This window comes from Pseudomonas sp. ACN5 (assembly GCF_002303975.1).
In the GTDB taxonomy this organism is placed as follows: domain Bacteria; phylum Pseudomonadota; class Gammaproteobacteria; order Pseudomonadales; family Pseudomonadaceae; genus Aquipseudomonas; species Aquipseudomonas laurylsulfatiphila.
The window spans coordinates 134,544-160,472 of sequence record NZ_MRCP01000005.1; the positions used below are offsets into that span (position 1 = coordinate 134,544).

At 60.0% G+C, this 25,929-nt stretch carries 18 protein-coding genes; 8 read left to right on the forward strand and 10 right to left on the reverse strand.

What is annotated here, in order from left to right; translation table 11 throughout:
• Positions 1-44 precede the first annotated feature (44 nt).
• The 6 genes from BSF40_RS11600 to acnA form a co-directional block, all read right to left on the reverse strand.
• A complete protein-coding gene (locus BSF40_RS11600; RefSeq protein ID WP_095965224.1) occupies positions 45-1,436 on the reverse strand; it encodes an undecaprenyl-phosphate glucose phosphotransferase in 1,392 nt (463 codons plus the stop codon).
• Positions 1,437-2,180: 744 nt separating this feature from the next.
• Positions 2,181-2,687, reverse strand: coding sequence for a transcription/translation regulatory transformer protein RfaH (gene rfaH / locus BSF40_RS11605; protein WP_095965225.1), 507 nt, complete (start codon positions 2,685-2,687; stop codon positions 2,181-2,183).
• A gap of 54 nt (positions 2,688-2,741) precedes the next feature.
• Positions 2,742-4,979, reverse strand: coding sequence for a polysaccharide biosynthesis tyrosine autokinase (locus BSF40_RS11610; RefSeq protein ID WP_095965226.1), 2,238 nt, complete (start codon positions 4,977-4,979; stop codon positions 2,742-2,744).
• 24 nt (positions 4,980-5,003) lie between these two features.
• Complete coding sequence (locus BSF40_RS11615) at positions 5,004-5,438, reverse strand: low molecular weight protein-tyrosine-phosphatase (RefSeq protein WP_007974078.1); 435 nt, start codon at positions 5,436-5,438, stop codon at positions 5,004-5,006.
• 215 nt (positions 5,439-5,653) lie between these two features.
• Complete coding sequence (locus BSF40_RS11620; RefSeq protein WP_095965227.1) at positions 5,654-6,442, reverse strand: CPBP family intramembrane glutamic endopeptidase; 789 nt, start codon at positions 6,440-6,442, stop codon at positions 5,654-5,656.
• A gap of 240 nt (positions 6,443-6,682) precedes the next feature.
• Positions 6,683-9,424, reverse strand: a complete 2,742-nt coding sequence (acnA, locus tag BSF40_RS11625; RefSeq protein ID WP_095965228.1) for an aconitate hydratase AcnA — start codon at positions 9,422-9,424, stop codon at positions 6,683-6,685.
• 297 nt (positions 9,425-9,721) lie between these two features.
• On the opposite strand from acnA, the gene rlmM reads away from it, so the two are divergent.
• Together rlmM and tusA are read left to right on the forward strand one after the other, a co-directional pair.
• Positions 9,722-10,795, forward strand: a complete 1,074-nt coding sequence (gene rlmM / locus BSF40_RS11635) for a 23S rRNA (cytidine(2498)-2'-O)-methyltransferase RlmM (RefSeq protein WP_008022982.1) — start codon at positions 9,722-9,724, stop codon at positions 10,793-10,795.
• A gap of 200 nt (positions 10,796-10,995) precedes the next feature.
• Positions 10,996-11,247, forward strand: a complete 252-nt coding sequence (gene tusA / locus BSF40_RS11640; RefSeq protein ID WP_015095965.1) for a sulfurtransferase TusA — start codon at positions 10,996-10,998, stop codon at positions 11,245-11,247.
• Between the two features lie 143 nt (positions 11,248-11,390).
• On the opposite strand, the gene BSF40_RS11645 is transcribed toward tusA, so the two are convergent.
• Positions 11,391-12,800: an MATE family efflux transporter gene (locus BSF40_RS11645; protein WP_095965229.1), complete on the reverse strand. Its 1,410-nt coding sequence runs from the start codon at positions 12,798-12,800 to the stop codon at positions 11,391-11,393.
• Positions 12,801-13,066: 266 nt separating this feature from the next.
• On the opposite strand from BSF40_RS11645, the gene pdxB reads away from it, so the two are divergent.
• Positions 13,067-14,209, forward strand: coding sequence for a 4-phosphoerythronate dehydrogenase PdxB (gene pdxB / locus BSF40_RS11650; RefSeq protein WP_095965230.1), 1,143 nt, complete (start codon positions 13,067-13,069; stop codon positions 14,207-14,209).
• A gap of 171 nt (positions 14,210-14,380) precedes the next feature.
• On the opposite strand, the gene BSF40_RS11655 is transcribed toward pdxB, so the two are convergent.
• Entirely contained in the window at positions 14,381-14,560 is a 180-nt protein-coding gene (locus BSF40_RS11655) for a PA1571 family protein (protein WP_007974065.1), read from the reverse strand.
• A 251-nt stretch (positions 14,561-14,811) separates the two neighbouring features.
• Between BSF40_RS11655 and BSF40_RS11660 the strand changes: the two genes are divergently transcribed.
• Complete coding sequence (locus BSF40_RS11660; protein WP_172435700.1) at positions 14,812-16,605, forward strand: ABC transporter transmembrane domain-containing protein; 1,794 nt, start codon at positions 14,812-14,814, stop codon at positions 16,603-16,605.
• 101 nt (positions 16,606-16,706) lie between these two features.
• Here the strand turns inward: BSF40_RS11660 and BSF40_RS11665 are convergent, their stop codons facing one another.
• Positions 16,707-18,635: a transglycosylase SLT domain-containing protein gene (locus BSF40_RS11665; protein WP_095965232.1), complete on the reverse strand. Its 1,929-nt coding sequence runs from the start codon at positions 18,633-18,635 to the stop codon at positions 16,707-16,709.
• Positions 18,636-18,848: 213 nt separating this feature from the next.
• Here BSF40_RS11665 and BSF40_RS11670 point away from each other — a divergent pair, with 213 nt between their 5' ends.
• Complete coding sequence (locus BSF40_RS11670; RefSeq protein WP_095965233.1) at positions 18,849-20,768, forward strand: ATP-binding cassette domain-containing protein; 1,920 nt, start codon at positions 18,849-18,851, stop codon at positions 20,766-20,768.
• A gap of 184 nt (positions 20,769-20,952) precedes the next feature.
• Here the strand turns inward: BSF40_RS11670 and BSF40_RS11680 are convergent, their stop codons facing one another.
• Positions 20,953-21,393: a universal stress protein gene (locus BSF40_RS11680; RefSeq protein ID WP_095965235.1), complete on the reverse strand. Its 441-nt coding sequence runs from the start codon at positions 21,391-21,393 to the stop codon at positions 20,953-20,955.
• Positions 21,394-21,497: 104 nt separating this feature from the next.
• Between BSF40_RS11680 and BSF40_RS11685 the strand changes: the two genes are divergently transcribed.
• The 3 genes from BSF40_RS11685 (at position 21,498) to fadA (ending at position 25,927) form a co-directional block, all read left to right on the forward strand.
• Positions 21,498-21,935 carry a hypothetical protein gene (locus BSF40_RS11685; RefSeq protein ID WP_015095957.1) on the forward strand — a complete coding sequence of 146 codons (438 nt, stop codon included), beginning with the start codon at positions 21,498-21,500 and terminating at the stop codon, positions 21,933-21,935.
• Positions 21,936-22,574: 639 nt separating this feature from the next.
• A complete protein-coding gene (fadB, locus tag BSF40_RS11690; protein WP_095965236.1) occupies positions 22,575-24,722 on the forward strand; it encodes a fatty acid oxidation complex subunit alpha FadB in 2,148 nt (715 codons plus the stop codon).
• A gap of 29 nt (positions 24,723-24,751) precedes the next feature.
• Positions 24,752-25,927, forward strand: coding sequence for an acetyl-CoA C-acyltransferase FadA (gene fadA / locus BSF40_RS11695; protein ID WP_095965237.1), 1,176 nt, complete (start codon positions 24,752-24,754; stop codon positions 25,925-25,927).
• Positions 25,928-25,929 lie beyond the last annotated feature (2 nt).

The following is a 25,929-nucleotide window of genomic DNA, read 5'->3' on the forward strand; positions in this document are numbered from 1 at the left end:
ACGCAGCGAAACAGCGCACTACAGCGAGGAGCCGTAGACGGGCTTCAGTAGATGTTTTTTGACAACAAAGTGAGGGGTGTCTTGATCAGGATCTTGATATCGAGCCACAACGACCAGTTGTTGATGTACGCAAGATCAAGCTCTACACGCTTCTCCATCTTGTCGATAGTTTCTGTCTCGCCACGATAACCACTGATCTGAGCCAAACCAGTAATCCCCGGTTTGATTCGATGACGAGCCATATAGGCGTCGATCTTGCCGGTGTAGTAATCGTTATGCGCCACGGCGTGAGGGCGGGGGCCTACCAGTGACATGCGGCCTTGCAGGGCATTGAACAGTTGCGGCAGTTCGTCGAGGGACGTGCGGCGGATGAACTGACCGACACGGGTGATTCGCGGGTCATTGCGGCTGGCCTGCTTGACCTCTTTGTCGTCATGCACGCGCATTGAGCGGAATTTCCAGACCTTGATGATCTTGCCGTTCCAGCCGTGGCGTTTCTGTTTGAACAGGATCGGGCCAGGGGATGAGCATTTGACGGCGATGGCGGTGGCCAACAATACCGGGCTGAGGAGAATGATCGCGATGAGTGCGACGGTCCGGTCCATTATCGCTTTAGAGGCGGCAGCGGTGGGGTAGGACGTCAGTGGGCTCTCGTTCAAGTGAATGGCGGGAAGGCCTTCGATATCACTGACGGAGTGGTTGAGCAGGATCAGGCTTTGCAGGTCCGGGGTCCAGATGACATCGACGCTGGAGTCCAACAGGTCGATGTACAGGCCTTCGATCTGTTCGGCCTCTGTCAGCGGCAATGCGATGTAGAGGCGCCGAATCTGGTGGGTTGCGATCAGGTCCCGCAGGTGGGCAAGACTGCCAATCACCGGATACAGGCCATTGCTGGGCGAGGGTTGGTCGTCCGCGGCCACCAGACCAACCAGTGGTTCGTTTCTGTTGCGAACCAATTTGTCTGCGAGTTCTTGGGCCAGGTCGCCGGTGCCGATAATCAGAGACGTGCGTTCTGATTGCAGCTTTTGCTGGTAACGCCGGGAGAGGTTATGCAGCGGCACATAGAGACAGGCTTGGAGTACGAATCCGCCGAGCGCGAGGCTAATAATAACTTCGCGGGAAAAAAGCTCACTGGTTTTGGTGATAAACGCCACGACGGTCAAGCCGGAGAGTAGCACCAGCCAGCCAGCCAACAATCGGCCTAGCCCGACCAGATAGCCATGGTGTTTATGGTAGACCTGCATCATGGAGTAGGCGGGTACCGAGCCGAGCAGCATGAATGCCGCGAGTATCCGGTAGTGGGCTTCGACTTCCCCGGTCTTTATGGTTGCCAGTGCACAGAGCAGGAGGATGAGTGCGGAGATTGCGCCAAGCCATTGGGTCCAGAACGTAAGACCGCGGCCGGCTGGTAGCTTGGTTTTGCGCTTGCGAATCAAAATAATGTCCCTTGCGTCGATTTGGACATAGCCTTCCTGGGGTATGCCTGCTGCTGGAGTGTTCACTCCATGCCGCTTTGGTTGCTGTTTGAGCCTCTGGCACAAACCGGTCTGTGTCGTGGCGTTTCCCTTATCCGTGACAGGGAACGCACTCGCCTTGGCCAATATCAAGGTTTTGGGCACGCTACCGCCCCAGGATTGACCGTTGGTTTCCTGAGAACGTGCGCCGTGGGTGCGACGAATGAGCCGATGCGCGAGCGCTGGCATTTTTGGGGAAGAGGGTCAATCAGGCAGGCCGAGTCTGTGCTCGGAGGATAATGAGTCTGTCCTTGACTGCTGCACAACGCGAGGTTTGTGCAATGGCATCCTGCCGGAATGGGAATATACCTCAGCCGACGGCGTATTCTACGTTTTTGTTAGGAAATGTGAAGGTATAAAACAGGCTCATAGGGGGTTCGGACGGACAAAATTACCAATAACCAGTGAAAAGCTGATTGCAGCGATAGCCCAGTGTTTGTTGGGCGAAGTGCCACTATGTGAGCCGTCATGCGATCGATTCTGGGGTATGTACCGAAGGGGGGAGGGTTTCGATGTTGCGCATGGTTGGGTTGGTTGGCTGAGAGGGCGTCGTAAAGCCGGCAAATGTGTTTTATCTGTAGAGCCGCGGTGGCTGGTTTTAGGGCCGCTGCGCGGCCCAGCGGGGGCAAGCACCCTCGCCACAGTGGGGATTGATGTTGACTGCTATCAGGTCTTTTCTATGGCGTCGATCGGGATGCTGAGGGTGTGTTCGCGGTGCAGGAGCTGGAGCAGGATCACGATGCGTTCGGCACCGTCGCGGGCCAGGAAAATCGCTTCCAGTTCCTTGTAGCAGCCGCGGTTGATGCGCACTCTGTCGCCGGGTTCGAATGCTGCGGACTCTGTGGGTGCCTCGTTGAGTTGCTGTTGCAATTGCTCGATCAGATCGTCAGCGACCGCAATCGGTTGTTTGCCGAACGTCACCAGTTGGTTGACCCCGCGGGTAGAGCGGATCGGGTGCCAGTTGTCGTTGAGCTGGTCGAGCTGGATAAACAGGTAGCCGGGGAAGAGAGACTCCACCGAGGTGCTGCGGCGACCGCGTTGAATGCGTTCGACCTGTTGTGTAGGTCGGTAGCAGGTGAAGCTCTGGCGGATCAGGTTTTCCTCGGCGCGGGCATCTTGCCGGGGCTTGCACTGGATCAGGTACCAGCGTGGGGGCGGGTGCGGGCGAGGCATGCTAAGGGCTCTCATGGGTGAATCAGGGCAGCGGTGCTGCCCTGATGTCCGGTGTCACTTTTTGTCCGAGGCGTATTCGTATTGATAATAGCTGTAGCTACCGTAGCCGTAGGCTGAAGCCTTGCGTTCCACGGCGTTGAAAATCGCACCCTTGACCACGATGCCGTTCTGTTCGAAGCGGCGCTTGGTCACTGCTATCTCTTTGGCGGCGTTTACGCCGAAACGGGTCACGATCAGGTTCGTGCCGGACTGGCGGCCCACCAGGGCTGCGTCGGTCACTGCGAGGATTGGCGGGGTGTCGATGATCACCAGGTCGTACTGGCTGCTGACTTGCTCCAGGAACCGGGTGAAGTTGCTGTGCATCAGCAATTCCGACGGGTTGGGCGGGATCTGACCGCGGGTGATGACGTGCAGGTTGTCCACTTCGGTGGAGTGGGTTGCCTTGTTCAGATCAATCTTGCCGGCGAGCAGATCGGACAAACCGTTGCTCACGTCCATGCGGAACATTTTGTTCAGGTAGCCCTTACGCATGTCGGCGTCGACCAGCAGTACCTTTTGCCCGGTCTGGGCAATGATCGCGGCCAGGTTGCACGAGACGAAGGATTTACCCACGGCCGGGCTTGGGCCGGAGATCATCAGGATGTTGTTCTTCGCTTCAAGGGTCGCGAAGTGCAGGCTGGTACGCAGGCTGCGCAACGATTCGACGGCGAGGTCGGCAGGGTTGTTGACGGCGAGCAACAGTGAGCCGGTAGAGGCGCGGTTGTTGCCTTTCAACGTACCTTCAATCTGGGACTGGCCCTTGCTGAGAGGGATCGACGCGTAAACCGGGATGCCGAGTTGTTCGATGACCTCCGGGTCTTCGACGCCACGATTCATCGCTTTACGAACCAGTACGTAGGCCACGGCAATCAGGCCGCCGAGCAGCGTTGCGATCAAAACGATCAGCGCTTTTTTCGGTTTGACCGGTTTTTCGATGTTCGCATCCGCCGAGTCGATCACGCGGACGTTACCTACCGTACCGGCTCGGACAATATCCAGCTCCTGGGTTTTGTTCAGCAACTGTGTGTAGATGTCGGTGGTGACTTGCATGTCACGGGTCAGGCGCAGTAATTCCTGCTGGGTTTCTGGCAGGTTCTTGACCTTCTTTTCCAGTCCGCGTTTCTGCTGATCCAGCTGACCCATTTGGGTCATCAGTGCCTGGTAGGACGGATGTTCGCGGGTGAAGCGGTGTTCCATCTCGGCTTGCTTGAGCTTCAACTCGGAAATCAGGGTTTCCAGGGCAACGATCTGATCGAGTACAGCTTTGGTTTCGATAGTGATGTCTACGGAGCGAGCACTGCTCTGATAGGCATTCAACTGACCTTCGGCCTTCTCAAGTTGCTTTCGTACATCCGGCAACTGGGTGCGCAGAAACTCCAGGCTTTGCGCGGCTTCAGCGGAGTTACGCTGGACGTTCTGCAGTACGTAGAGCCGGTTGATCTCGTCCAGCACCTTGTTGGCAAGATCGGGATCTTGGCTTTCCAGCGACAGCGCGATGATGCCGGATTCCTTGCCGCGTTCAGCGGCAAACACATCTTCCTGATATTGCAGAATAGCGTTGAGACGGCGCTGTTTGGTGACAGAGAACAGCGCACCAGCATTGGCATTCAGGATGGCAACTTGTAGCTTGAAGCCATTTTGCTCAAGCTTCTCAGCCGCTTGACCATGGAGGAGCACTTCGTCATCGTCATTCAGCAGGGTGAAGGCGCCATTGCCTTCCGCACGAAGTGTCAGCTCCTTGCCCAGGTAGGCATCCGGTACTTCCAGTTGGAAGATATCGAGTTTTTCTCCACCCCAAGTGAAGCTGCTGAGGCCGAGCAGTGGCGAGGCCACCTGGTTTTCACCCACTGGCTCAAAGCGCCGGCTCAAGAAGTGGCCAACCAGCGGGAAGTAGTTCGGCTCAACAATAATATCGAGCTTCAGGTTCTCCACAGCCTTGCCCAGAACCGCGCGGGATTTAAGCAGCTCAATCTCGGTCGACGCCGGAGAGGTGCCGCCGAACATCTCGCTCATTTCCCCCATGCCGCCCAGCGCAGCCATGCCGCCTTTTTTTTCTTCAACCTGCACCAGCGCATTCGCCTGGTAAATCGGCGTCGACAATAGGGCATACGCAGCACCCACCGCGCAAAAGAACGCAGTGATGCCAACAATGATCCACTTGCTGTCGATCAAGGTGCCGAAGAGTGCGAGCAGATCGATGTCGTCATCGTCGTCGCGGTGTTCCTGGATGGGGAGGCTGTTTGGGCTTTGCATGCGGGGTACTTTTGCAAGAGGTGATTATAGTTTTTGCGACCAGCTGTCGACGCCTTGCGTCATCAGTTGATAGACGTGTTCGAAGGCGACCTTCTGTTGGCGATAGGGGTCGGGGATTTCCTGGTTGTTCTGCCACTTGCCCAGCAGGAACGTTTTGCCCTGTGCTTCCGGCGCCATTTGCACGATGCGTTTGACGTGGCCTGTTTCCATGGTGAGGATCAGGTCAGCCTGTTGCAGCAGTTCGCGGGTCAGTTGCCGGCCTTTGTGGTCCGGGTGGTCGCCATTGTGTTCGCGCAAGACTTCCAGCGCGGTGCTGTCCATGGGTTTGTCCACCAGGGCGTGGATGCCTGCTGAACTTACATCAATGCCGCGCTCGGCCAGTCTGCTTTTAAGCAGGGCCTCGACGGTGGGGCTTCGGCAGATGTTGCCGATGCAAACGACCAGGATTTTATTGAACATAGGGGCTGCGCAAGTTGCGATATCAAGTGTGAAAACCGCACAGGCAGGAGGGAGAGGGCGTGTGGATTCCATTCCCGCGCAACTGTACGGCTATCTCCGATGGCTTACTGCTACCGGGGCCATTTTAAAAGCGTGCACTCTAGTGATGTAAGGGGGGGAGGGTCAAGGCTCGGCTGTTACTTTCTGTCATACGGTTGTTTGGTTCGTTGCAGTGATTATCCTGCCATCGGGTAGGTGAACAGTGCGAAGTGCATGAGGTTCAAGCCGAAGTGGCTGAGGATGGCAGCGCCCAATCCACCGAAACGGTAGGCGACGCCGTAACCGACCCCGGCCAGACTCGCCAGTACCACCCATTGCCAGCCGGCCCCCGCGTGGGCCAGGCCGAAAATCAGAGACGCCAGCAGCAGGGCGAGGTTTTCACCCCGGGGCAGGTTTTTCATGATCCGGCTCAGGCCGCCCTGGATATAGCCGCGAAACAACGCTTCCTCGACCAGGGTTACCAGCAGCAGGTTGTTGAACATCCATAGCCAGCCCTGGTCCGGCCATTTCGGCGCCCAGGCGATGACGCCCATCAGCAGCGCGCCGCCCAGTGCCAGCACGGTGCTCAAGGTCAGTGCCAGTGCGGTGGCATATAGAAAGGAGCGCAATGGGCAACGACCGACAATCCATGGGCAGACCAACAGCAGCCAGAAGCCGATCAGGGGTTTGTCCAGGTTCAGGAACATGGAAAACGGGATGGCGTTTTCGCTGAAACGCTGCAGCGCAATGCCGCGATGGTTATGGAAGCCCGGTAGCCAGTGCAATGCCAGGGCCAGCGCCAGGACGATGAACAGGCCGTGGCCGAGGTAGCGACCGAACTGAAGCGTTTGCTGGCGAACGGCAAAACCGCAGACCAGTAGTAAAGCGACGGAAATCATCGCTGGCCAACTCATACTGCTGAAACACAGTGCCATGTAGTAGCCGATGGAGAGGAGGATCAGAAAAGTCCATTGCATGGCAACCATGTGAAGTCCTTGAGTCGAAGTCTTGCGAACGCCCCTGATGTTCTGTGGGAGCGGGCTTGCTCGCGAAGAGGCCATGACATTCAACACGTGTGTCGACTGATCCACCGTCTTCGCGAGCAAGCCCGCTCCCACATTTGCTCATGTGTCAGGCATGAAAGGGGGGCATAAGGCGAGCGATTGTACTGGCGGGCTCCCAGACAAAAAACACCGCCCGAAGGCGGTGTTTGTATCAGCGCATGGCTAGGAGGCAATCAGCTGCCGCAACACGTAATGCAGAATCCCTCCGGACTTGAAGTACTCCACCTCATTGAGCGTATCGATGCGGCACAGCACCTCGATTTTCTCGCGGCTGCCGTCTTCGCGGGTGATGACCAGTGTCAGGTTCATCCGTGGTGTCAGCTCGACACCGGTCAAGCCGAGGATGTCCAGGGTTTCACTGCCGTTGAGGTTCAGGCTCTTGCGGTTCTGATCCAGCTTGAACTGCAACGGCAACACGCCCATGCCCACCAGGTTGGAGCGGTGGATGCGCTCGAAGCTTTCGGCGATGACCGCTTTGACCCCCAGCAGATTGGTGCCTTTGGCCGCCCAGTCGCGGCTCGATCCGGTGCCGTACTCCTGGCCGGCAATCACCACCAGCGGGGTGCCCGATGCCTGATAGCGCATGGCGGCGTCGTAGATCGGCATTTTTTCCCCGGTGGGAATGTAGCGGGTGTTGCCGCCTTCCTCGCCGCCGAGCATTTCGTTGCGTATGCGGATGTTGGCGAAGGTGCCGCGCATCATCACTTCATGGTTGCCACGCCGCGAACCGTAGGAGTTGAAGTCCCGCGGTTCCACGCCTTTGTCGCGCAGGTACTGCCCTGCCGGGCTTTCCGCCTTGATGTTGCCGGCGGGGGAGATGTGATCAGTGGTCACCGAGTCGCCGAGCAGGGCGAGAATGTTCGCTGCGCTGACATCCTTGACCACGGGCGGCGGGCCGCCGATGTCGTCGAAGAAGGGTGGGTGCTGGATGTAGGTCGAGTCGTCCTGCCAGACATAGGTCGCCGCTTGCGGCACCTCGATTGCCTGCCATTGTTCGTCTCCGGCAAACACTTCGGCGTATTCCTTGTGGAACATGGCGGTGTTGACCTGGCTCACCGCGTCGGCGATTTCTTTGCTGCTGGGCCAGATGTCCCGCAGGTAAACCGGTTTGCCGTCCTTGTCTTCGCCCAGCGGTTCGCGGCTGAGGTCGGTGCGTACCGTACCTGCCAACGCATAGGCGACCACCAGTGGCGGGGAGGCCAGCCAGTTGGTTTTCACCAGGGGATGCACCCGGCCTTCGAAGTTGCGATTGCCCGAGAGTACCGATGCCACGGTGAGGTCGGCTTGCTGGATGGCTTTCTCGATGGGTTCCGGCAGCGGTCCGGAGTTGCCGATGCAGGTGGTGCAGCCGTAGCCGACCAGGGCAAAGCCCAATTCATCGAGGTAGCGGGTCAGGCCGGCCGCCTTGTAGTAGTCGGTGACCACCTTCGAGCCGGGGGCCAGCGAGTTCTTCACCCAGGGTTTGCGTTTCAGGCCTTTTTCCACGGCCTTCTTCGCCACCAGCCCGGCCGCCATCATCACGCTCGGGTTGGAGGTGTTGGTGCAGGAGGTGATGGCGGCGATGACCACGGCGCCGTTTTTCAGACGATAGGTCTGGCCTTCGTAATCGTAATCCGCTTCACCGGCCATATCGGCATTGCCGACGGCGACGCCACCACCACCTTCACTTTCGAGGCGACCCTCTTCCTTGCTGGTGGGTTTGAATTGCAGGTCGACGAAGTCGCTGAAGGCTTGCGCGACATTCGGCAGCGACACTCGGTCCTGCGGACGTTTTGGTCCCGCGAGGCTGGCTTCGACGCTGCCCATGTCCAGCGCCAGGGTGTCGGTGAACACCGGCTCCTGGCCGGGCAGGCGCCACAGACCCTGGGCCTTGCTGTAGGCCTCGACCAATTGCACTGTTTCAAGGGGGCGGCCGGACAGGCGCAGGTACTCCAGCGTGACGTCGTCCACCGGGAAGAAACCGCAGGTGGCGCCGTATTCCGGCGCCATGTTGGCGATGGTCGCGCGGTCGGCCAGCGGCAGGTCGGCAAGGCCGTCGCCGTAGAATTCGACGAATTTGCCCACCACGCCTTTCTTGCGCAGCATCTGGGTGACGGTCAGCACCAGGTCGGTGGCGGTGATGCCTTCCCTGAGCTTGCCGGTGAGTTTGAAACCGATGACCTCGGGAATCAGCATCGACACCGGTTGCCCGAGCATCGCCGCTTCCGCCTCGATGCCACCGACGCCCCAGCCGAGCACGCCGAGGCCGTTGATCATGGTGGTGTGGGAGTCGGTGCCGACCAGGGTGTCGGGGAAGGCGTAGGTGCGGCCGTCCTCGTCCTTGGTCCAGACCGTGCGACCGAGGTATTCAAGATTCACCTGGTGGCAGATCCCGGTGCCCGGCGGCACCACGCTGAAGTTGTCGAAGGCACTCTGGCCCCAGCGCAGGAACGCATAACGCTCGCCATTGCGCTGCATTTCGATGTCGACGTTCTGCTCGAAGGCGCTGCTGCTGGCGAACTTGTCGACCATCACCGAGTGGTCGATCACCAGGTCCACCGGCGACAGCGGGTTGATGCGCTGTGGATCGCCGCCGGCCCTGGCCATCGCCGCGCGCATGGCGGCCAGGTCGACCACGGCGGGAACGCCGGTGAAATCCTGCATCAGCACCCGCGCCGGGCGGTACTGGATTTCCCGGTCGGAGCGGCGCTCCTTGAGCCACGCGGCCAGTGCCTTGAGGTCGGCGCCGGTGACGGTTTTTTCGTCCTCCCAGCGCAGCAGGTTTTCCAGCAGGACTTTCAACGACATCGGCAACCTGTCCAGCTCGCCCAGGCTCCTGGCGGCGTCGGGCAGGCTGAAGTAGTGGTAGGTCTTGTTGCCGACCTGCAGGGTTTTCAACGTATTCAGGCTATCGAGGGACGGCATTGCGATCACTCCTTGAAGTCCGCACGGCTACGGACTGAGGGGACGGACAGAGCCTTAAACCTAGCCCTGTTTTCGGTAGCTGGCTAATAACTGGACTCTATGGACAGACCCAGGTTCCGATCTCGGCTATCATGCGCCGGTTTTCGTGACAGGCTTTGCTTCAACGCAAGCGGTCTCTCTTTGTGGGAGCGAGCCTGCTCGCGATGGACGTTAACGATAACGCGTGTTTCCTGAATAAATGCGCCGTCCTTGAGTCCATCGCGAGCACGCTCGCTCCTACAGGGTCCAGGAGTAAGAATGAACACCCTATTCATGCATTGCCGGCCGGGCTTCGAAGGTGAAGTCTGTTCCGAGATTTCCGACCTCGCCGCGCGCTTGAACGTGGCCGGCTACGCCAAGGCCAAAGCCGCCACCGCTTGCGCCGAATTCGTCTGCACCGAAGAAGACGGCGCCGAGCGCCTGATGCGCGGGCAGCGTTTCGCCGAGCTGATCTTCCCGCGCCAATGGGCCCGGGGGATTTTCATCGATCTGCCGGAAACCGACCGCATCAGCGTGATCCTCGATCATATGGCGGACTTTCCGCTGTGCGGCAGCCTGTGGCTGGAAATGGTCGACACCAATGATGGCAAGGAACTGTCGAACTTCTGCAAAAAGTTCGAAGTGCACCTGCGCAAGGCGCTGATGGCCGCCGGCAAACTGGTGGAAGACGCTCACAAGCCGCGGCTGTTGCTGACCTTCAAAAGCGGCCGTGAGGTGTTCATGGGGCTGGCCGAGTCGAACAACTCGGCGATGTGGCCGATGGGCATTCCCCGCTTGAAGTTTCCTCGGGAGGCGCCGAGCCGCTCGACCCTGAAGCTGGAAGAGGCCTGGCACCACTTCATCCCGCGTGACCAGTGGGACGAGCGCCTGCACAGCGACATGACCGGCGTCGACCTCGGGGCCGCTCCCGGTGGCTGGACCTGGCAACTGGTCAACCGCGGCATGCTGGTGACCGCCATCGACAACGGCCCGATGGCCGAAAGCCTGATGGACACAGGGCTTGTGCAACACCTGATGGCCGACGGTTTCACCTTCAAGCCCAAGCAGCCGGTGGACTGGATGGTCTGCGACATCGTCGAGAAGCCGGCGCGCAATGCGGCGATGCTGGAAGAGTGGATCGGTGACGGTCATTGCCGCGAGGCAGTGGTCAACCTCAAGCTGCCGATGAAACAGCGCTATGCCGAGGTGAAGCGTCTGCTCGAGCGCATTGCCGATGGTTTCAAGGCGCGGGGCATCAAGGTCGAGATCGGCTGCAAGCAGCTGTACCACGACCGCGAGGAAGTGACCTGCCATTTGCGCCGGCTGGACGTGAAGAAACCCAAGTCCCGCTGATTTTGGCAAGGGCTTTTGTGGCGAGGGAGCTTGCTCCCGCTGGGCTGCGAAGCAGCCCTAAAGTCATCTATTAGCTATTGGTTGTGTCTGACACACCACATATACAGGTTTTGCGTCGGCTTCGCCGCCGAGCGGGAGCAAGCTCCCTCGCCACAAACCCGGCAATGCGCGACAATGCCGGCCAGTTTCAGGAGTGAATCATGAGTGAAATGCTTGATACGCCGGTAGACGGCACCCTCGATGCCACCGGCCTCAACTGCCCCGAGCCGGTGATGATGCTGCACCAGCACATCCGTGACCTGGTGCCCGGCGGCCTGCTCAAGGTCATCGCCACCGACCCGTCGACCCGTCGTGACATTCCCAAGTTCTGTGTGTTTCTCGACCACGAACTGGTGGCGCAGCACGAGGAGGAGGGCACCTACCTCTACTGGATTCGCAAGAAGTCCGTTTAGGTTCGCATCATGACGCAACTGTAGGAGCGAGCTTGCTCGCGAAAAAAACGAAGGCGCCGTTGGGCATCTGGTTTTACGCGTTACCGTTCACGACCTTCGTCGGAACGCCGCCCGGAACAAGCTCGCTCCTACAATTTGTGCAATCAGCCGGCCGAGCGGCTGTTACGAATCCGTTTGCGCGCACTGAGCGTCAGGCGGATCGACAACATCAGCGCCGCACAGCTCAAGCCGGCAATCAACCCTTCCCACAGCCCGCTCGGGCCGCTGGCCGGACCGAACCAGTCGGTCAGTCCCAACACGTAGCCGACCGGCAGACCGATGCCCCAATAGGCGAACAGGGTCAGGATCATGGTTGCCCGGGTGTCCTGGTAGCCACGCAACGCGCCCGCGCAAATCACCTGGATGGCATCGGAAAACTGGTACAGCGCAGCATAGACAATCAACATCGACGCAATCTGGATCACGGCCTTGTCAGGCGTGTAGATCGAGGCGATCGGTTCGCGCAGGAGCAGGATCAGGCTCGCCGAGAACGCCGCGAACACCAGTGCCGCGCCGAGCCCGACCTTCGCCGCGAAGCGCGCCTGCCAGGGATTGCCGGCCCCCAGTGCCTGACCGACGCGCACGGTCACCGCCATGCCCAGCGAATAAGGAATCATGAACAGCAACGAGCTGATATTGAGGGCGATCTGATGCCCGGCCACCACGGTCGAGCCGAGACTGCCGATCAATAGCGCGATAACTGCGAAGATGCTGGACTCGGCGAACACGGCGATGCCAATCGGCAGGCCAATGCCGACCAGGCGCTTGATCACGGCCCATTGCGGGCGGTCGAAGCGCACCAGTACCCGGGTGCGGGCATAGAAGGGGGCCCAGAAGGTCCAGCCGGCCATGCTCAACGCCATGAACCACATCACGATGCCGCTGGCCCAGCCGCAACCGACGCCGCCCAGGGCCGGTGCGCCGAAATGGCCGTAGATCAACGCATAGTTCAGCGGGATGTTCAGCAGCAGGCCGCACAAGCCGATGACCATGCTCGGGCGGGTACGCCCCATGCCATCGCTGTAGCAGCGCAATACGTAATAGAACGCCATGCCGGGAAACCCGAAAGCGATCCCGTGCAGGTAACCCATGCTCGGCTCGATCAATTGCGGATCGACTTTCATCCAGTGCAGGATCGGCTCGGCGCAAAGCAGCAGGCCGCTGCCGATCAAGCCGACACACAATGCCAGCCACAGCGCCTGGCGTACCAGCGGGCCGATCTCGTTGAACTGCGCGGCGCCAAAGCGTTGCGCGACCTTGGGTGTGGTTGCCAGCAGAACGCCGGACATCAACAGGTAGACCGGAATCCAGATCGAGTTGCCCAGGGCCACCGAGGCCAGGTCTCGCGGGCTGACGCGGCCGGCCATCACCGCATCGACGAAGCCCATGGCCGTGGTGGCCAGTTGCGCGATCATGATGGGCAGGGCCAGGCCGAGCAGGCCCTTGAGTTCCAGGCGAACGGGGGTCGTCCGCGAAGGCGCAGTGGCGACGGTACTTTCAATAACAGGATTCAATAGCGAAACGTCCAGGAGGTTTTGATGCACAGCCGCGTATTCTACGCGTTGACGCGGCAGTCAGGAAAAGGCCCGTGTTATGGATTTGTAATCAACCCTCTGTAGGAGCGAGCTTGCTCGCGATGAGCGTCAACGATGGCGCGGGATGCCTGAATGAACGTGGCATCCTTGCGTCCTTCGCGAGCAAGCTCGCTCCTACAGAGAGATGCGTCTAGGCGCGATGCGTCATCTACGCCTACACTGCCGATCCGCCAAAGGAGCCTGCCATGCTGATTGTTGCCGACGAAAATATCCCCCTGCTCGATGCCTTCTTTGAAGGCTTCGGTGAAATCCGCCGGGTGCCGGGTCGCGCCATCGACCGTGCCACGGTCGAGCAGGCCGATGTGCTGTTGGTGCGTTCGGTGACCAACGTCAACCGCGCGCTGCTCGAAGGCAGCAAAGTGCGCTTTGTCGGTACGTGCACCATCGGCACCGATCATCTGGACCTGGATTACTTTCAGCAGGCCGGCATCACCTGGTCCAGTGCACCGGGCTGCAATGCCCGCGGTGTGGTCGACTATGTGCTCGGCAGCTTGCTGACCCTGGCCGAAATCGAAGGGGCCGACCTGACCCGGCGTACCTACGGCGTGGTCGGCGCCGGCGAGGTGGGCGGCCGACTGGTCAAGGTCCTGCAGGGCCTGGGCTGGAAGGTGCTGGTGTGCGATCCTCCCCGGCAGGCGAATGAAGGCGGTGACTACGTCAGCCTTGAGCGGATCATCGACGAGTGCGACGTCATCAGCCTGCACACGCCGCTGACCAAGCAGGGGCCTCAATCGACCTGGCATCTGTTCGATGAAAAACGCCTCAACCAGCTCAGACCCGGTACCTGGCTGGTCAATGCCAGTCGTGGACCTGTGGTCAACAACGCGGCACTGCGCGATGTGCTGTTGGAGCGTGAAGACCTGCAAGCAGTGCTCGATGTCTGGGAAGGCGAGCCTGAAGTCGACGTGGCGCTGGCCGAGCTGTGCGTGCTGGCAACGCCGCACATTGCCGGTTACAGCCTCGACGGCAAGCAGCGGGGCACCGCACAGATCTATCAGGCCTATTGTGATTTCCTCGGGCAACCGGCCCGCGTCAGCCTGAGGGATTTGCTGCCGGCACCCTGGTTGTCGCACGTGACCCTGAATGCGCAAAGCGACCCGGCCTGGGCTTTGGCGATGCTGTGCCGTGGCGTGTATGACCCGCGTCGTGACGATGCGGATTTCCGTCGCAGCCTGGTCGGCAGTGTCAGCGAGCAGCGCGCGGCGTTCGATATGCTGCGCAAGAATTATCCTTCGCGCCGAGAGATCGACGGCTTGCAGGTGCGGATCGAGGGGGATGCGCCTGAGTTGCGGCGGATTGTGGCGGCGTTGGGGGCGGCGGCAATCTGATACACCGCAGTGGCCCCTTCGCGAGCAAGCCCGCTCCCACAGGGGATTTGTGGTGCATATAGATCAAGTGTGGGAGCGGGCTTGCTCGCGAAGGGCGCCCCACAATATCCGGACAGGCACCCATAAAAAACCCGGCCAACAATGGGCCGGGTCAAGAAGACGGTGGCTATATCACTCTTGTTCGGCAGGTTTGACCAATCGCTTTTCCAGTTCGCTGCAAGCTTTCTGGATCATTTCTTCAGTGATCGGTACTTCGCGGCCTTGCTCGTCGATAATCGAGCAGCCCAGAGACTGGTCTGGTTGCGTGCGGATCACTTGAATCTTGTCATCGCTGCTGTGTTGCAAGGACATGGCCTGTCTCCTCATCAGGTAGTGTGCTTACTGTAGAACCGCCAGGTGACCGGGCTATGACAACTCCCTGCGATCTTTCCGGGGGGACAGAACCAGTGCAGCAGAAATGCCTTCGCGTGGCTAGCCGAACTTTAGACCAATAGCGTCTAGCCTCTAGTGTTGGTGGACATAATTAACCTGACTCATTGTGATTTGCAGCGAGCCACCCCATTGAGCGGTGTAGGCTGACCCTAATGTTTGTCTTGTCCCGGATGTTTGCGATGCTCTCTGCCCGTCACCGCCGTGCTGTTCGCCTGGCCAGTCGTTTCATTGCGCCGTATCGCTGGCAGGCCTTCGGCGCCTTGCTGGCGTTGATCGTCACTGCCGGCATCACCTTGTCCATGGGGCAGGGCATCCGCCTGCTGGTGGACAAGGGGTTCATGACCCAGTCGCCACACCTGCTCAATCAGTCCATTGGCCTGTTCATGTTGCTGGTGGTGGGGCTGGCGATCGGCACCTTTGTACGGTTTTACCTGGTGTCGTGGATCGGCGAGCGCTGCGTCGCCGATATACGGCGTGACGTGTTCAATCACCTGATTTACCTGCACCCGGGTTTTTACGAAGACAATCGCAGCTCCGAAATCCAGTCTCGCCTGACCGCCGACACCACGCTGCTGCAATCGGTCATCGGGTCTTCGCTGTCGTTGTTCCTGCGCAATCTGTTGATGGTGATCGGCGGGATCGTCCTGTTGTTCATCACCAACCCCAAGCTCACCAGTATCGTAGTGGTGGCCTTGCCCCTGGTGATCGCGCCGATCCTGATTTTCGGTCGCCGGGTGCGTAACCTCTCGCGCCTGAGCCAGGACCGGATTGCCGATATCGGCAGTTATGTTTCCGAAACCCTGGGACAGATCAAGACCGTGCAGGCCTACAACCATCAGGTCCAGGACGAGCAACGGTTTGCCGTGACCGTGGAGGAGGCGTTCAACACCGCACGCAAGCGCATCTTCCAGCGGGCGTGGCTGATTACCCTGGTGATCGTGCTGGTCCTGGGCGCGGTCGGGGTGATGCTCTGGGTCGGCGGGATGGACGTCATCGCCGGGCGAATTTCCGCCGGCGAACTGGCGGCGTTCGTGTTCTACAGCCTGATCGTCGGCAGTGCGTTCGGCACCTTGAGCGAGGTGATCGGGGAATTGCAGCGGGCGGCCGGCGCGGCCGAACGGATTGCCGAGTTGCTGCGATCGGAAAACATCATCCTGCCACCGGTCGCAGGCGCGGTGACGCTGCCGGAACGGGTCGACGGCCACCTGCAGCTGCAAAATGTGCGTTTTTCCTACCCGTCGCGGCCGGAAAGTTATGCTGTCGACGGCTTGAGTCTGACGGTCAATGCCGGTGAGACGCTGGCGCTGGTCGGGCCATCCGGGGCCGGCAAGTCGACGGTGTATGACTTGCTGCTGCGTTTCTACGACCCGGCCGAGGGGTGCATCCTGCTCGATGGCGTGCCGTTGACTCAGCTCGATCCGCTGGATTTGCGCCGCTGCTTCGCCCTGGTGTCACAGACCCCGGCGCTGTTTTTCGGCAGCATTGAAGACAACATTCGCTACGGCAATCCGCAGGCGACGCTGGCCGAGGTACAGGAAGCAGCAAAGATCGCTTACGCCCATGACTTTATCGAAGCCATGCCCAGCGGTTACCAGACTCATCTGGGGGATGGCGGTCTCGGCCTGTCCGGCGGCCAGCGCCAACGCCTGGCCATCGCCCGCGCGTTGCTGGTGGACGCCCCGATCCTGCTCCTCGACGAAGCCACCAGCGCCCTCGATGCCCAGAGTGAACACCTGATCCAGCAGGCGCTGCCGAGCCTGATGAAGAACCGAACCACTCTGGTGATCGCCCATCGCCTGGCCACGGTTAAAAACGCCGACCGGATCGCGGTGATGGATCAGGGGAAGCTGGTGGCGGTAGGGACGCACCAGGAACTGATTGCCAGCAATGCCTTGTATGCACGGCTGGCGGCGTTGCAGTTCAGTGATGGGCAGAATGCCGTTTCCGACCCAATAACCGGCTAAGAAAAGCGCAATAAAAAAACCGCATCTTTCAATGCGGTTTTTTTATTGCGGTTAACCAGAACAGCTTGCGGCTTGTCGCTTAAAGCTTGCCGCTGTTCCATTTATTGATCGTCGAAAAACCGCTCATGCCAATCCACGATCGGCTGTGGCGAGTTGAGCTTCTGGCCGTAGATCACCGAGTACGACAACACGTTTTGCACGTACTGGCGGGTTTCGTCGAACGGGATGCTTTCTACCCACACATCGAAACTCAGGTGGTCGGCACCGCGCAGCCATTGGCGCACGCGACCCGGGCCGGCGTTGTAGGCGGCGGAGGCAAGGACGCGGTTGCCGTTGAACTGGCTGTGCACCTGGCTCAGGTAAGCGGCGCCGAGCTGGATGTTCTTGTCCGGGTTGAACAGTTGCTGTGGCGAGCTATAGGGAATGCTGAACTTGCGTGCGGTTTCCTTGGCGGTGGCGGGCATCAGTTGCATCAGACCCGAGGCGCCGACCCCGGAGCGGGCATCTTCCATGAAGGCGCTTTCCTGGCGAGTAATGGCGAACGCCCAGCTCGGATGCAGGCCGCGATTCTTCGCTTCACGCACCAGCGTGTTGCGGTGGGCCATCGGGAAGCGGATATCTAGATCGTCCCAATACTGCGCCTGGCTGATGGTGCGAATGGCCGGGAAGTACCATTTCAGGTCGTAGGCCAGTTTGGCCTGGGCAACCATCTCGTCACGGCTGAAGTGGCGGCTGACGTGGTACCACTCGCGGCGACCGTCGACGATTTGCCCGCGAGCGTGGAACTCCAGGGCGCGACGTATGCCGGGGGTGTTGCGCACTTTGTTGATCAGCGCCTGGCTCATCACCAGCGGCTTGTTGTTCAGCGAATAGGGTGACTGCGAGCGATCGGCGGCGAGGAAACCATAGAAGTCGCGTTCGCGGGCCAGGTTTTTATAGAGCGTCTGCACTTCCGGATTCTGCGGTTGCGCCAGTTCCAGACTGCGGGCCTGCCAGTAGCGCCAGCGGTTGGTGGTGGCCAGGTCCTGGGGCAGGCGGCGGGTCAACTGGTAGGCATCGTCCCAGCGCGCCAGGCGCAGGAGCAGGCGCAGGCGCCATTCGGAAACCGTGTTGTCGCGCAGTTCCGGATCGTATTTGGTCATGACGTCCAGGGCTCGGCCGTCGAAACGTTTGGCGAGGGTCAAGCCGATTTCCCGGGCGATTGCGACTTTTTCATCCCGGGAGAAGTGCATGCTGCTGGCGTAGCCGTCGAGCAGGTTCATGGCCCTGTCCGGGTCCTGGCGAGCCAGGCGGCGCAGGCCGAGGCTGACCACGTCGGACATGGCTTCATCGGCCGGGGTGAAGCGTGACGGCTGGTTGAGCAGTTCCGGTTTCTGCGCGACGTCCACCAGCAAGCGACCGCGCGGGGCGAGGGTGGTCAAGCCGTTGACCAGGCTGTTGGCCAGCGGGTAGTTGCGCGCCTGGGCGGCGAGTTTGGCGCGTTCCCAGCGTTTTTGCTCGGTCAACTGGCCTTCGGCGGCCCACATGCCGAACAGGGTATCGCAGGCTTCGGGCTGGGATTTGCCAGTCAGCCAGAGCTTTTCGGTGTTGGCGTAACCTTCGGCCTTGAGGTTGTGGCTGATCTGGTACTGCGCATTCAGGCAGTCCAGTTCTGTGAAGTTCATTTTCGGGTCGTAATACTTGACGAAAGTCGCCCAGTCGCCCCGCTCCGCCAGCCAGCGCAACCAGCGCAGTTTCATCCAGTTGGCCTGGGGCAGGTCGCCGTGTTCGGCGAGGAATTTCTCGATTTCGGCGTTGCTCGCGGTTTTCAGGCGCGCGGTCAGTTCGTCATAGGCCAGATACGGTTCCAGCGGATAATCGGCGAGGGCCTGGCTGTAACGGAAGTACGGGCCGGTATCACCCTTGGCCAGGGCGCGCTTGGCTTCATCGTAATATTGGCGTTGGGTGGACAGGTCCACCGCCTGGGCGGATTGAAGCGCTGCGGCTGAAAGTAAAAAACACGACAAAAGATTGAAAAGGCGACTGCGCATGAGACGTCCAGGCAGAGAAAACATGACAAGTGCGGGTCAGGCCCGCACTGAATTGTCTGTAGCTTAGCCTTTTGCCAGCAGCCGGCGAAAGCTTTGCGGGTCTTCCCGCATCAGTTCGCAACATTTGTCGTTCAGAGTGCTACGAGAGTGAAATTGCCGGCCTTCTGAAGCCTCAAGTCAGGTAGAATGCGCGCCCGGTTTTTGGAGAAGCTCATGACCCTGCTCAAATTCAGCGATGTGTCCCTTGCTTTCGGCGCTATGCCGTTGTTGGACAAGGTGTCCTGGCAGATCGCCCGTGGTGAGCGGGTGTGCATCATCGGCCGCAACGGCACTGGCAAGTCCAGCATGATGAAGCTCGTCAAGGGCGACCAGAAGCCCGATGACGGCTCCGTTTGGCGCGCACCCGGTCTCAAGATCGGCGAATTGCCGCAAGAATTGCCGGTGGCCGACGAGCGGACAGTGTTCGACGTGGTGGCCGAAGGCCTGGACGGCGTCGGTGCGTTGCTCGCCGAGTATCACCACCTGAGCCAGAACATCGTCACCGATGCCGACCTGGACAAGCTGATGCACGTCCAGCACGACCTCGAAGCCCGCGATGGCTGGCGCTTGCAGACGCTGGTCGACAGCACCCTGAGTCGCCTGCAACTGCCGGCCGACAAGACCCTCGCCGAGTTGTCCGGCGGCTGGCGTCGTCGCGTCCTGCTGGCCCAGGCCCTGGTGTCCGAGCCGGACCTGCTGCTGCTCGACGAACCGACCAACCACCTGGACATCGGTGCCATCGCCTGGCTTGAAGAGGCGCTGAAGGATTTCCAGGGCGCCGTGCTGTTCATCACGCACGACCGTTCTTTCCTGCAGAACCTGGCAACCCGCATCCTCGAACTGGATCGTGGTGGCCTGATCGACTGGAACGGCGACTACGCCAGTTTCCTCGTGCACAAGGAAGCCGCACTGGCGGCCGAAGAGACCGCCAACGCGCTGTTCGACAAGCGCCTGGCCCAGGAAGAAGTGTGGATTCGCCAGGGCATCAAGGCCCGTCGCACCCGTAACGAAGGCCGCGTACGCGCGCTCAAAGCCTTGCGCGTCGAGCGCAGCGAGCGTCGCGAGCGGACCGGCAAGGCCAACATCCAGCTGGAAACCGCCGACAAGTCCGGCAAACAGGTCATGGTCCTCGATAACGTGAGCTTTGCTCACCCGGGCGGTCCGTTCCTGATCAAGGACTTCTCCATGGTGCTGCAGCGCGGCGACCGTATCGGTCTGCTCGGCGCCAACGGTACCGGCAAGACCACGCTGCTGAAGCTGATGCTCAGCGGCTTGCAGCCAACCAGCGGCAAGGTGGAGGAGGGCACCAGGATCGATGTTGCCTACTTCGACCAGTTGCGCCATCAGCTGGATCTGGAAAAGACCGTGATCGACAACGTCGCCGAAGGTCGCGACTTCATCGATATCGACGGCCAGAGCCGCCACGTGCTGAGCTACCTCGGCGACTTCCTGTTCAGCCCGCAGCGTGCCCGCACGCCGGTCAAGGCGCTGTCCGGCGGTGAACGTGCCCGTCTGTTGCTGGCCAAGCTGTTCAGCAAGCCGGCCAACCTGCTGGTACTCGACGAACCGACCAACGACCTCGACGTCGAAACCCTCGAATTGCTCGAAGAGGTCCTGCTGACCTTCAACGGCACCGTTTTGATGGTCAGTCACGACCGGGCATTCCTCGACAACGTGGTGACCAGCACCCTGGTCTTCGAAGGTGAAGGCAAGGTTCGCGAATACGTTGGCGGTTATCAGGACTGGCTGCGTCAGGGCGGTTCGCCGCGCCTGCTGGGTGTGACCGAGAGCAAGTCCGGCAAGGCCGACCTGAACTCTGCAGTGGTGAAGGTCGAGCCAGCACCGGTTGCGGCGGCAGTCGAAGCGCCAGTGGCGAAGAAGAAGCTCAGCTACAAATTGCAGCGTGAGCTGGAAGCGTTGCCCGGCGAGATCGAAGCCATGGAACAGCAGATCGCTGCCGTTGAAGCGCAGATGGCCGACGCGGGTTTTTACCTGCGCCCGGCTGCCGAGACGGCTGCAGTGATCGCTCAGCTGGCGCAGTTGCAGGCTGAACTCGACGTGATGGTCGAGCGCTGGGCCGAACTGGATGCCTGATTGATCCTGCAATAAAAAGCCCGGCGCTCAGAGATGAACGCCGGGCTTTTCATATGCAACGCAGTTCCCTGTAGGAGCGAGCTCGCTCGCGATGAACCTGAGAGCGCCGCGGGGCATCAGGTTTCCAGCGTCATCGTTGACGACCATCGCGAGCAAGCTCGCTCCTACAGAGGGGCTGGTGTTATCAGCTTTTGGTTTGCAGGCGCACCGCAAGCACATCACAAGGCGCGCCATGCAGCACGTCGTTGGCGGTGGAGCCCAGCAGCAGTGCCAGGCCATGCCGGCCATGGCTGCCCACCACGATCAGGTCGCAGGTTTGCTCCTTGGCGAAGTGATGGATTTCCTGGCGTGGCTGGCCGTAGGTGAGGTGGCAATTGGAGCTCTCAAGCTCTGAGTATTTGTGCTTCAGGCGGTCAAGGCGCTCCTTGGCCTGATCGAACTGCTGCTGTTGCAGTTGTGACAGGTCCATCGGCACGTCGCCGCCGAAGGCCATCGCCATCGGCTCGACAATGTGCACCAGTGACAATTTCGCGCCGTTGCTCACCGACAGCTCGCGAGCGCGGTGGATCACAGGGTCGCACTCTTCGGTCAGATCTACAGCGACCAGAATATGGTTGTAGGGCATGAGGTGCTCCTCCTGAGGATTGCAATATTGGTAAGTATGGCTGGTTTCAAGCGCATTGGTTCCAAAGTGACACAATGGGCTCATCAAGAATCGGGAGTACAGATATGACGGTCTGGATAGTGGTGTCAATCCTGTTGGTGGTACTCAGCCCACTGGCATGGTTGCGCCCGTCGCGTGCCCAGAGTGGGCGCATCGCCCTGCGCATGGAGGCCCGGCGCATTGGGCTGGCCATGCAGCTGGCGCCCCAGGAGTGGCCACACTGGCTGAGCCAGGAGCCGCCGAGCCCGTGCGCCCAGTACCATCGTCCGCGACGTGGCAGTCAGGCGGCGTGCTGGAGTTACTGGCAAAAATCACCGGGTGTCTGGGTCAATCAATGGCAGGAAACCTGTGAAGACCAGGCGCTGCTCAATCATTTCGAAAAATTGCCGGGTAATGTCTACAAGGTCGAGGCCGACAAGCAAATGATTGCCTTGTATTGGGGCGAGAAGGGCGAGGCCGAGGTGTTGCAGCACATCGATGCCACCCTCAAGGCGCTCGCCTGAAGCTCCGATCCCCTGTAGGAGCGAGCCTGCTCGCGATGGACGTGAACGATGATGCTTGAAACCTGACACCCCGTGGCGCTCTCAGGTTCATCGCGAGCAAGCTCGCTCCTACAGAGTACAGAGGAGCGCATTTGCCGTTTTTTCGCAGGCAATAAAAAGCCCGACATTCATCATCGGGCTGGAGTTGGCCAGGCAGGCCGGTAAATCGGTGTTGGCTGATCTTACGCTGGGCATTCGCCAAAAGCGTTCACAATTTCCCCTTGGTTCCGCCAGCGTAGCTTGTTAAACGCGGGCTGCAGCGAATTAGGGCGCATTTTCTAACAATTGATTCTATGAATGACCCTGCATGCTTCGGCGTGTTTAAGGTCTTCACAGTACGGATATGACCGGAAAGTCGCGTTTCAACCCGTGTTTCGGGCGATTGACAATTGCCGGAAATTCCGTGAAGGTGACGTACCCAAATCAAACGGGCGTATGAATTGAGCGTTTGTATTTCAGACCGCTCCTACAGAATCCCGACTATCGCGTTGGCGGGTGTGCCGGGGGAATGGGCGTAGCATTGACGATCAACGTCCCTGCCAAGCCATTCGCCTGCGTCCGACGTGTACTGTTCAGCTTCCATATCGTGGAGATCAGTTGATGATTTACGAAGGTAAAGCCATCACGGTTAAGGCTCTTGAAAGTGGCATCGTCGAACTGAAGTTCGACCTCAAGGGTGAGTCCGTCAACAAGTTCAACCGTCTAACCCTGAACGAACTGCGTCAGGCCGTAGACACCATCAAGGCAGATGCTTCGATCAAGGGCGTGATCGTCAGCAGTGGCAAGGACGTGTTCATCGTCGGCGCCGACATCACCGAATTTGTCGACAACTTCAAGCTGCCGGATGCAGAGCTTGTTGCTGGCAACCTCGAAGCCAACAAGATTTTCAGCGATTTCGAAGACCTCAACGTTCCGACCGTTGTCGCGATCAATGGCATCGCGCTGGGTGGCGGTCTGGAAATGTGCCTGGCGGCGGACTACCGCGTCATGTCCACCAAGGCCAAGATCGGCCTGCCGGAAGTCAAGCTGGGCATCTACCCGGGCTTCGGCGGTACCGTTCGTCTGCCGCGCCTGATCGGTGCCGACAACGCCATCGAGTGGATTGCCGCCGGCAAGGAAAACCGTCCTGAAGACGCGCTCAAAGTTGGCGCTGTCGATGCAGTGGTTGCTCCAGAGAAGCTGCAAGAGGCCGCGCTGGAACTGATCAAGCGCGCCATCGGCGGCGAGTTCGACTACAAGGCCAAGCGCCAGCCGAAGCTGGAAAAGCTGAAGCTGAACGCTATCGAGCAAATGATGGCTTTCGAAACGGCCAAGGGTTTCGTGGCCGGTCAAGCTGGCCCGAACTACCCGGCGCCGGTTGAAGCGATCAAGACCATCCAGAAAGCCGCGAACTTCGGTCGCGACAAGGCGCTGGAAATTGAAGCCGCAGGTTTCGTCAAACTGGCCAAGACTTCTGCCGCGCAGAGCTTGATCGGTCTGTTCCTGAACGACCAGGAGCTGAAGAAAAAGGCCAAGGCCTACGACGAAATCGCCAAGGACGTGAAGCAGGCCGCCGTACTGGGCGCCGGCATCATGGGTGGCGGTATCGCCTATCAGTCGGCTTCCAAGGGTACGCCGATCCTGATGAAGGACATCAACGAGCACGGCATCGAGCAGGGTCTGGCCGAAGCCGCCAAGCTGCTGGTTGGCCGCGTTGATAAAGGCCGCATGACCGCCGCGAAAATGGCTGAAGTGCTCAACGGCATTCGTCCGACCCTGTCCTACGGTGATTTCGGTCACGTGGACCTGGTGGTGGAAGCCGTCGTCGAGAACCCGAAGGTCAAGCAGGCCGTACTGGCGGAAGTTGAAGATCAGGTCAAAGAGGACACCATCCTCGCGTCCAACACCTCGACCATTTCCATCACCTTGCTGGCCAAGGCCCTCAAGCGTCCGGAAAACTTCGTCGGCATGCATTTCTTCAACCCGGTGCACATGATGCCGCTGGTGGAAGTGATCCGTGGCGAGAAGTCCAGCGAGCTGGCCGTTGCCACCACCGTTGCCTACGCCAAGAAAATGGGCAAGAACCCGATCGTCGTCAACGACTGCCCGGGCTTCCTGGTCAACCGCGTACTGTTCCCGTACTTCGGCGGTTTCGCCAAGCTGGTCAGCGCCGGTGTGGACTTCGTCCGTATCGACAAGATCATGGAAAAATTCGGCTGGCCGATGGGCCCGGCCTACCTGATGGACGTGGTCGGCATCGACACCGGCCACCACGGCCGTGACGTGATGGCTGAAGGCTTCCCGGACCGCATGAAGGACGACCGTCGCTCGGCTGTCGACGTGCTCTACGAAGCCAAGCGCCTGGGCCAGAAGAACGGCAAGGGCTTCTACGCCTACGAGACCGACAAGAAGGGCAAGCAGAAGAAAGTCGCCGACCCGTCGGTACTGGAAGTGCTCAAGCCAATCGTCTTTGAACAGCGCGAAGTCACCGACGAAGACATCATCAACTGGATGATGATCCCGCTGTGCCTGGAAACCGTGCGTTGCCTGGAAGACGGCATCGTCGAAACCGCTGCCGAAGCCGACATGGGTCTGGTCTACGGCATTGGTTTCCCTCCATTCCGTGGCGGTGCGCTGCGTTACATCGATTCGATCGGTGTGGCAGAGTTCGTTGCCCTGGCTGACCAGTACGCTGATTTGGGCGCGCTGTACCACCCGACCGCGAAGCTGCGCGAAATGGCCAAGAACGGCCAGAGCTTCTTCGGTTAAGCGCCCCCAACTAGAGTGAGAGTGAACTTATGAGCTTGAATCCTAGAGACGTCGTGATTGTCGACTTCGGTCGTACTCCGATGGGCCGCTCCAAGGGCGGCATGCACCGCAACACCCGCGCCGAAGACATGTCGGCGCACCTGATCAGCAAATTGCTGGAACGCAACGTCAAGGTCGACCCGAACGAAGTCGAAGACGTGATCTGGGGCTGTGTGAACCAGACCCTGGAGCAGGGCTGGAACATCGCGCGCATGGCGTCGCTGATGACCCAGATCCCGCACACCTCGGCCGGCCAGACCGTCAGCCGTCTGTGTGGCTCGTCCATGAGCGCCTTGCACACTGCTGCGCAAGCGATCATGACTGGCAATGGTGACGTGTTCGTCGTTGGTGGCGTCGAGCATATGGGTCACGTGAGCATGATGCACGGTGTCGATCCGAACCCGCACATGTCGCTGTACGCGGCGAAAGCCTCGGGCATGATGGGCCTGACTGCGGAAATGCTGGGCAAAATGCACGGCATTACCCGCGAGCAGCAAGATGCTTTCGGCATGCGCTCCCACCAACTCGCCCACAAGGCGACCGTGGAAGGCAAGTTCAAAGACGAAATCATCCCGATGCAGGGCTACGACGAGAACGGTTTCCTGAAAACCTTCGACTACGACGAAACCATTCGTCCGGAAACCACCCTGGAAAGCCTGGCGGCTCTCAAGCCAGCGTTCAATCCGAAGGGCGGCACCGTGACAGCAGGTACTTCGTCGCAGATCACCGATGGTGCTTCGTGCATGATCGTGATGTCGGCGCAGCGCGCACAGGACCTGGGCATCCAGCCTATGGCGGTGATTCGCTCGATGGCGGTAGCAGGTGTGGATCCGGCAATCATGGGCTATGGTCCAGTACCGGCCACACAAAAAGCACTGAAGCGCGCGGGTCTTGGCATCTCCGACATCGACTTCTTCGAGCTCAACGAAGCTTTCGCCGCACAGGCCCTGCCAGTGCTGAAAGATCTGAAAGTGCTCGACAAGATGAACGAGAAGGTTAACCTGCACGGCGGCGCGATCGCCCTGGGCCACCCGTTCGGTTGCTCCGGTGCGCGTATCTCCGGCACTTTGCTCAATGTGATGAAGCAGAATGGCGGTACCTTCGGGGTAGCCACCATGTGCATTGGTCTCGGCCAAGGCATCTCCACCGTCTTCGAACGCGTTTAAGC

Excerpts from the sequence above, each read along its gene's own strand:
- BSF40_RS11655 (WP_007974065.1), bottom strand. The coding sequence starts at position 14,560 with ATGTCCTTGCAACACAGCAGCGATGACAAGATTCAAGTGATCCGCACG.
- BSF40_RS11660 (WP_172435700.1), top strand. The coding sequence starts at position 14,812 with ATGTTTGCGATGCTCTCTGCCCGTCACCGCCGTGCTGTTCGCCTGGCC.
- BSF40_RS11685 (WP_015095957.1), top strand. The coding sequence starts at position 21,498 with ATGACGGTCTGGATAGTGGTGTCAATCCTGTTGGTGGTACTCAGCCCA.
- rlmM (WP_008022982.1), top strand. The coding sequence starts at position 9,722 with ATGAACACCCTATTCATGCATTGCCGGCCGGGCTTCGAAGGTGAAGTC.
- BSF40_RS11670 (WP_095965233.1), top strand. The coding sequence starts at position 18,849 with ATGACCCTGCTCAAATTCAGCGATGTGTCCCTTGCTTTCGGCGCTATG.
- BSF40_RS11665 (WP_095965232.1), bottom strand. The coding sequence starts at position 18,635 with ATGCGCAGTCGCCTTTTCAATCTTTTGTCGTGTTTTTTACTTTCAGCC.
- fadA (WP_095965237.1), top strand. The coding sequence starts at position 24,752 with ATGAGCTTGAATCCTAGAGACGTCGTGATTGTCGACTTCGGTCGTACT.
- acnA (WP_095965228.1), bottom strand. The coding sequence starts at position 9,424 with ATGCCGTCCCTCGATAGCCTGAATACGTTGAAAACCCTGCAGGTCGGC.
- BSF40_RS11610 (WP_095965226.1), bottom strand. The coding sequence starts at position 4,979 with ATGCAAAGCCCAAACAGCCTCCCCATCCAGGAACACCGCGACGACGAT.
- pdxB (WP_095965230.1), top strand. The coding sequence starts at position 13,067 with ATGCTGATTGTTGCCGACGAAAATATCCCCCTGCTCGATGCCTTCTTT.
- BSF40_RS11620 (WP_095965227.1), bottom strand. The coding sequence starts at position 6,442 with ATGGTTGCCATGCAATGGACTTTTCTGATCCTCCTCTCCATCGGCTAC.
- BSF40_RS11615 (WP_007974078.1), bottom strand. The coding sequence starts at position 5,438 with ATGTTCAATAAAATCCTGGTCGTTTGCATCGGCAACATCTGCCGAAGC.
- fadB (WP_095965236.1), top strand. The coding sequence starts at position 22,575 with ATGATTTACGAAGGTAAAGCCATCACGGTTAAGGCTCTTGAAAGTGGC.
- tusA (WP_015095965.1), top strand. The coding sequence starts at position 10,996 with ATGAGTGAAATGCTTGATACGCCGGTAGACGGCACCCTCGATGCCACC.
- BSF40_RS11680 (WP_095965235.1), bottom strand. The coding sequence starts at position 21,393 with ATGCCCTACAACCATATTCTGGTCGCTGTAGATCTGACCGAAGAGTGC.
- rfaH (WP_095965225.1), bottom strand. The coding sequence starts at position 2,687 with ATGCCTCGCCCGCACCCGCCCCCACGCTGGTACCTGATCCAGTGCAAG.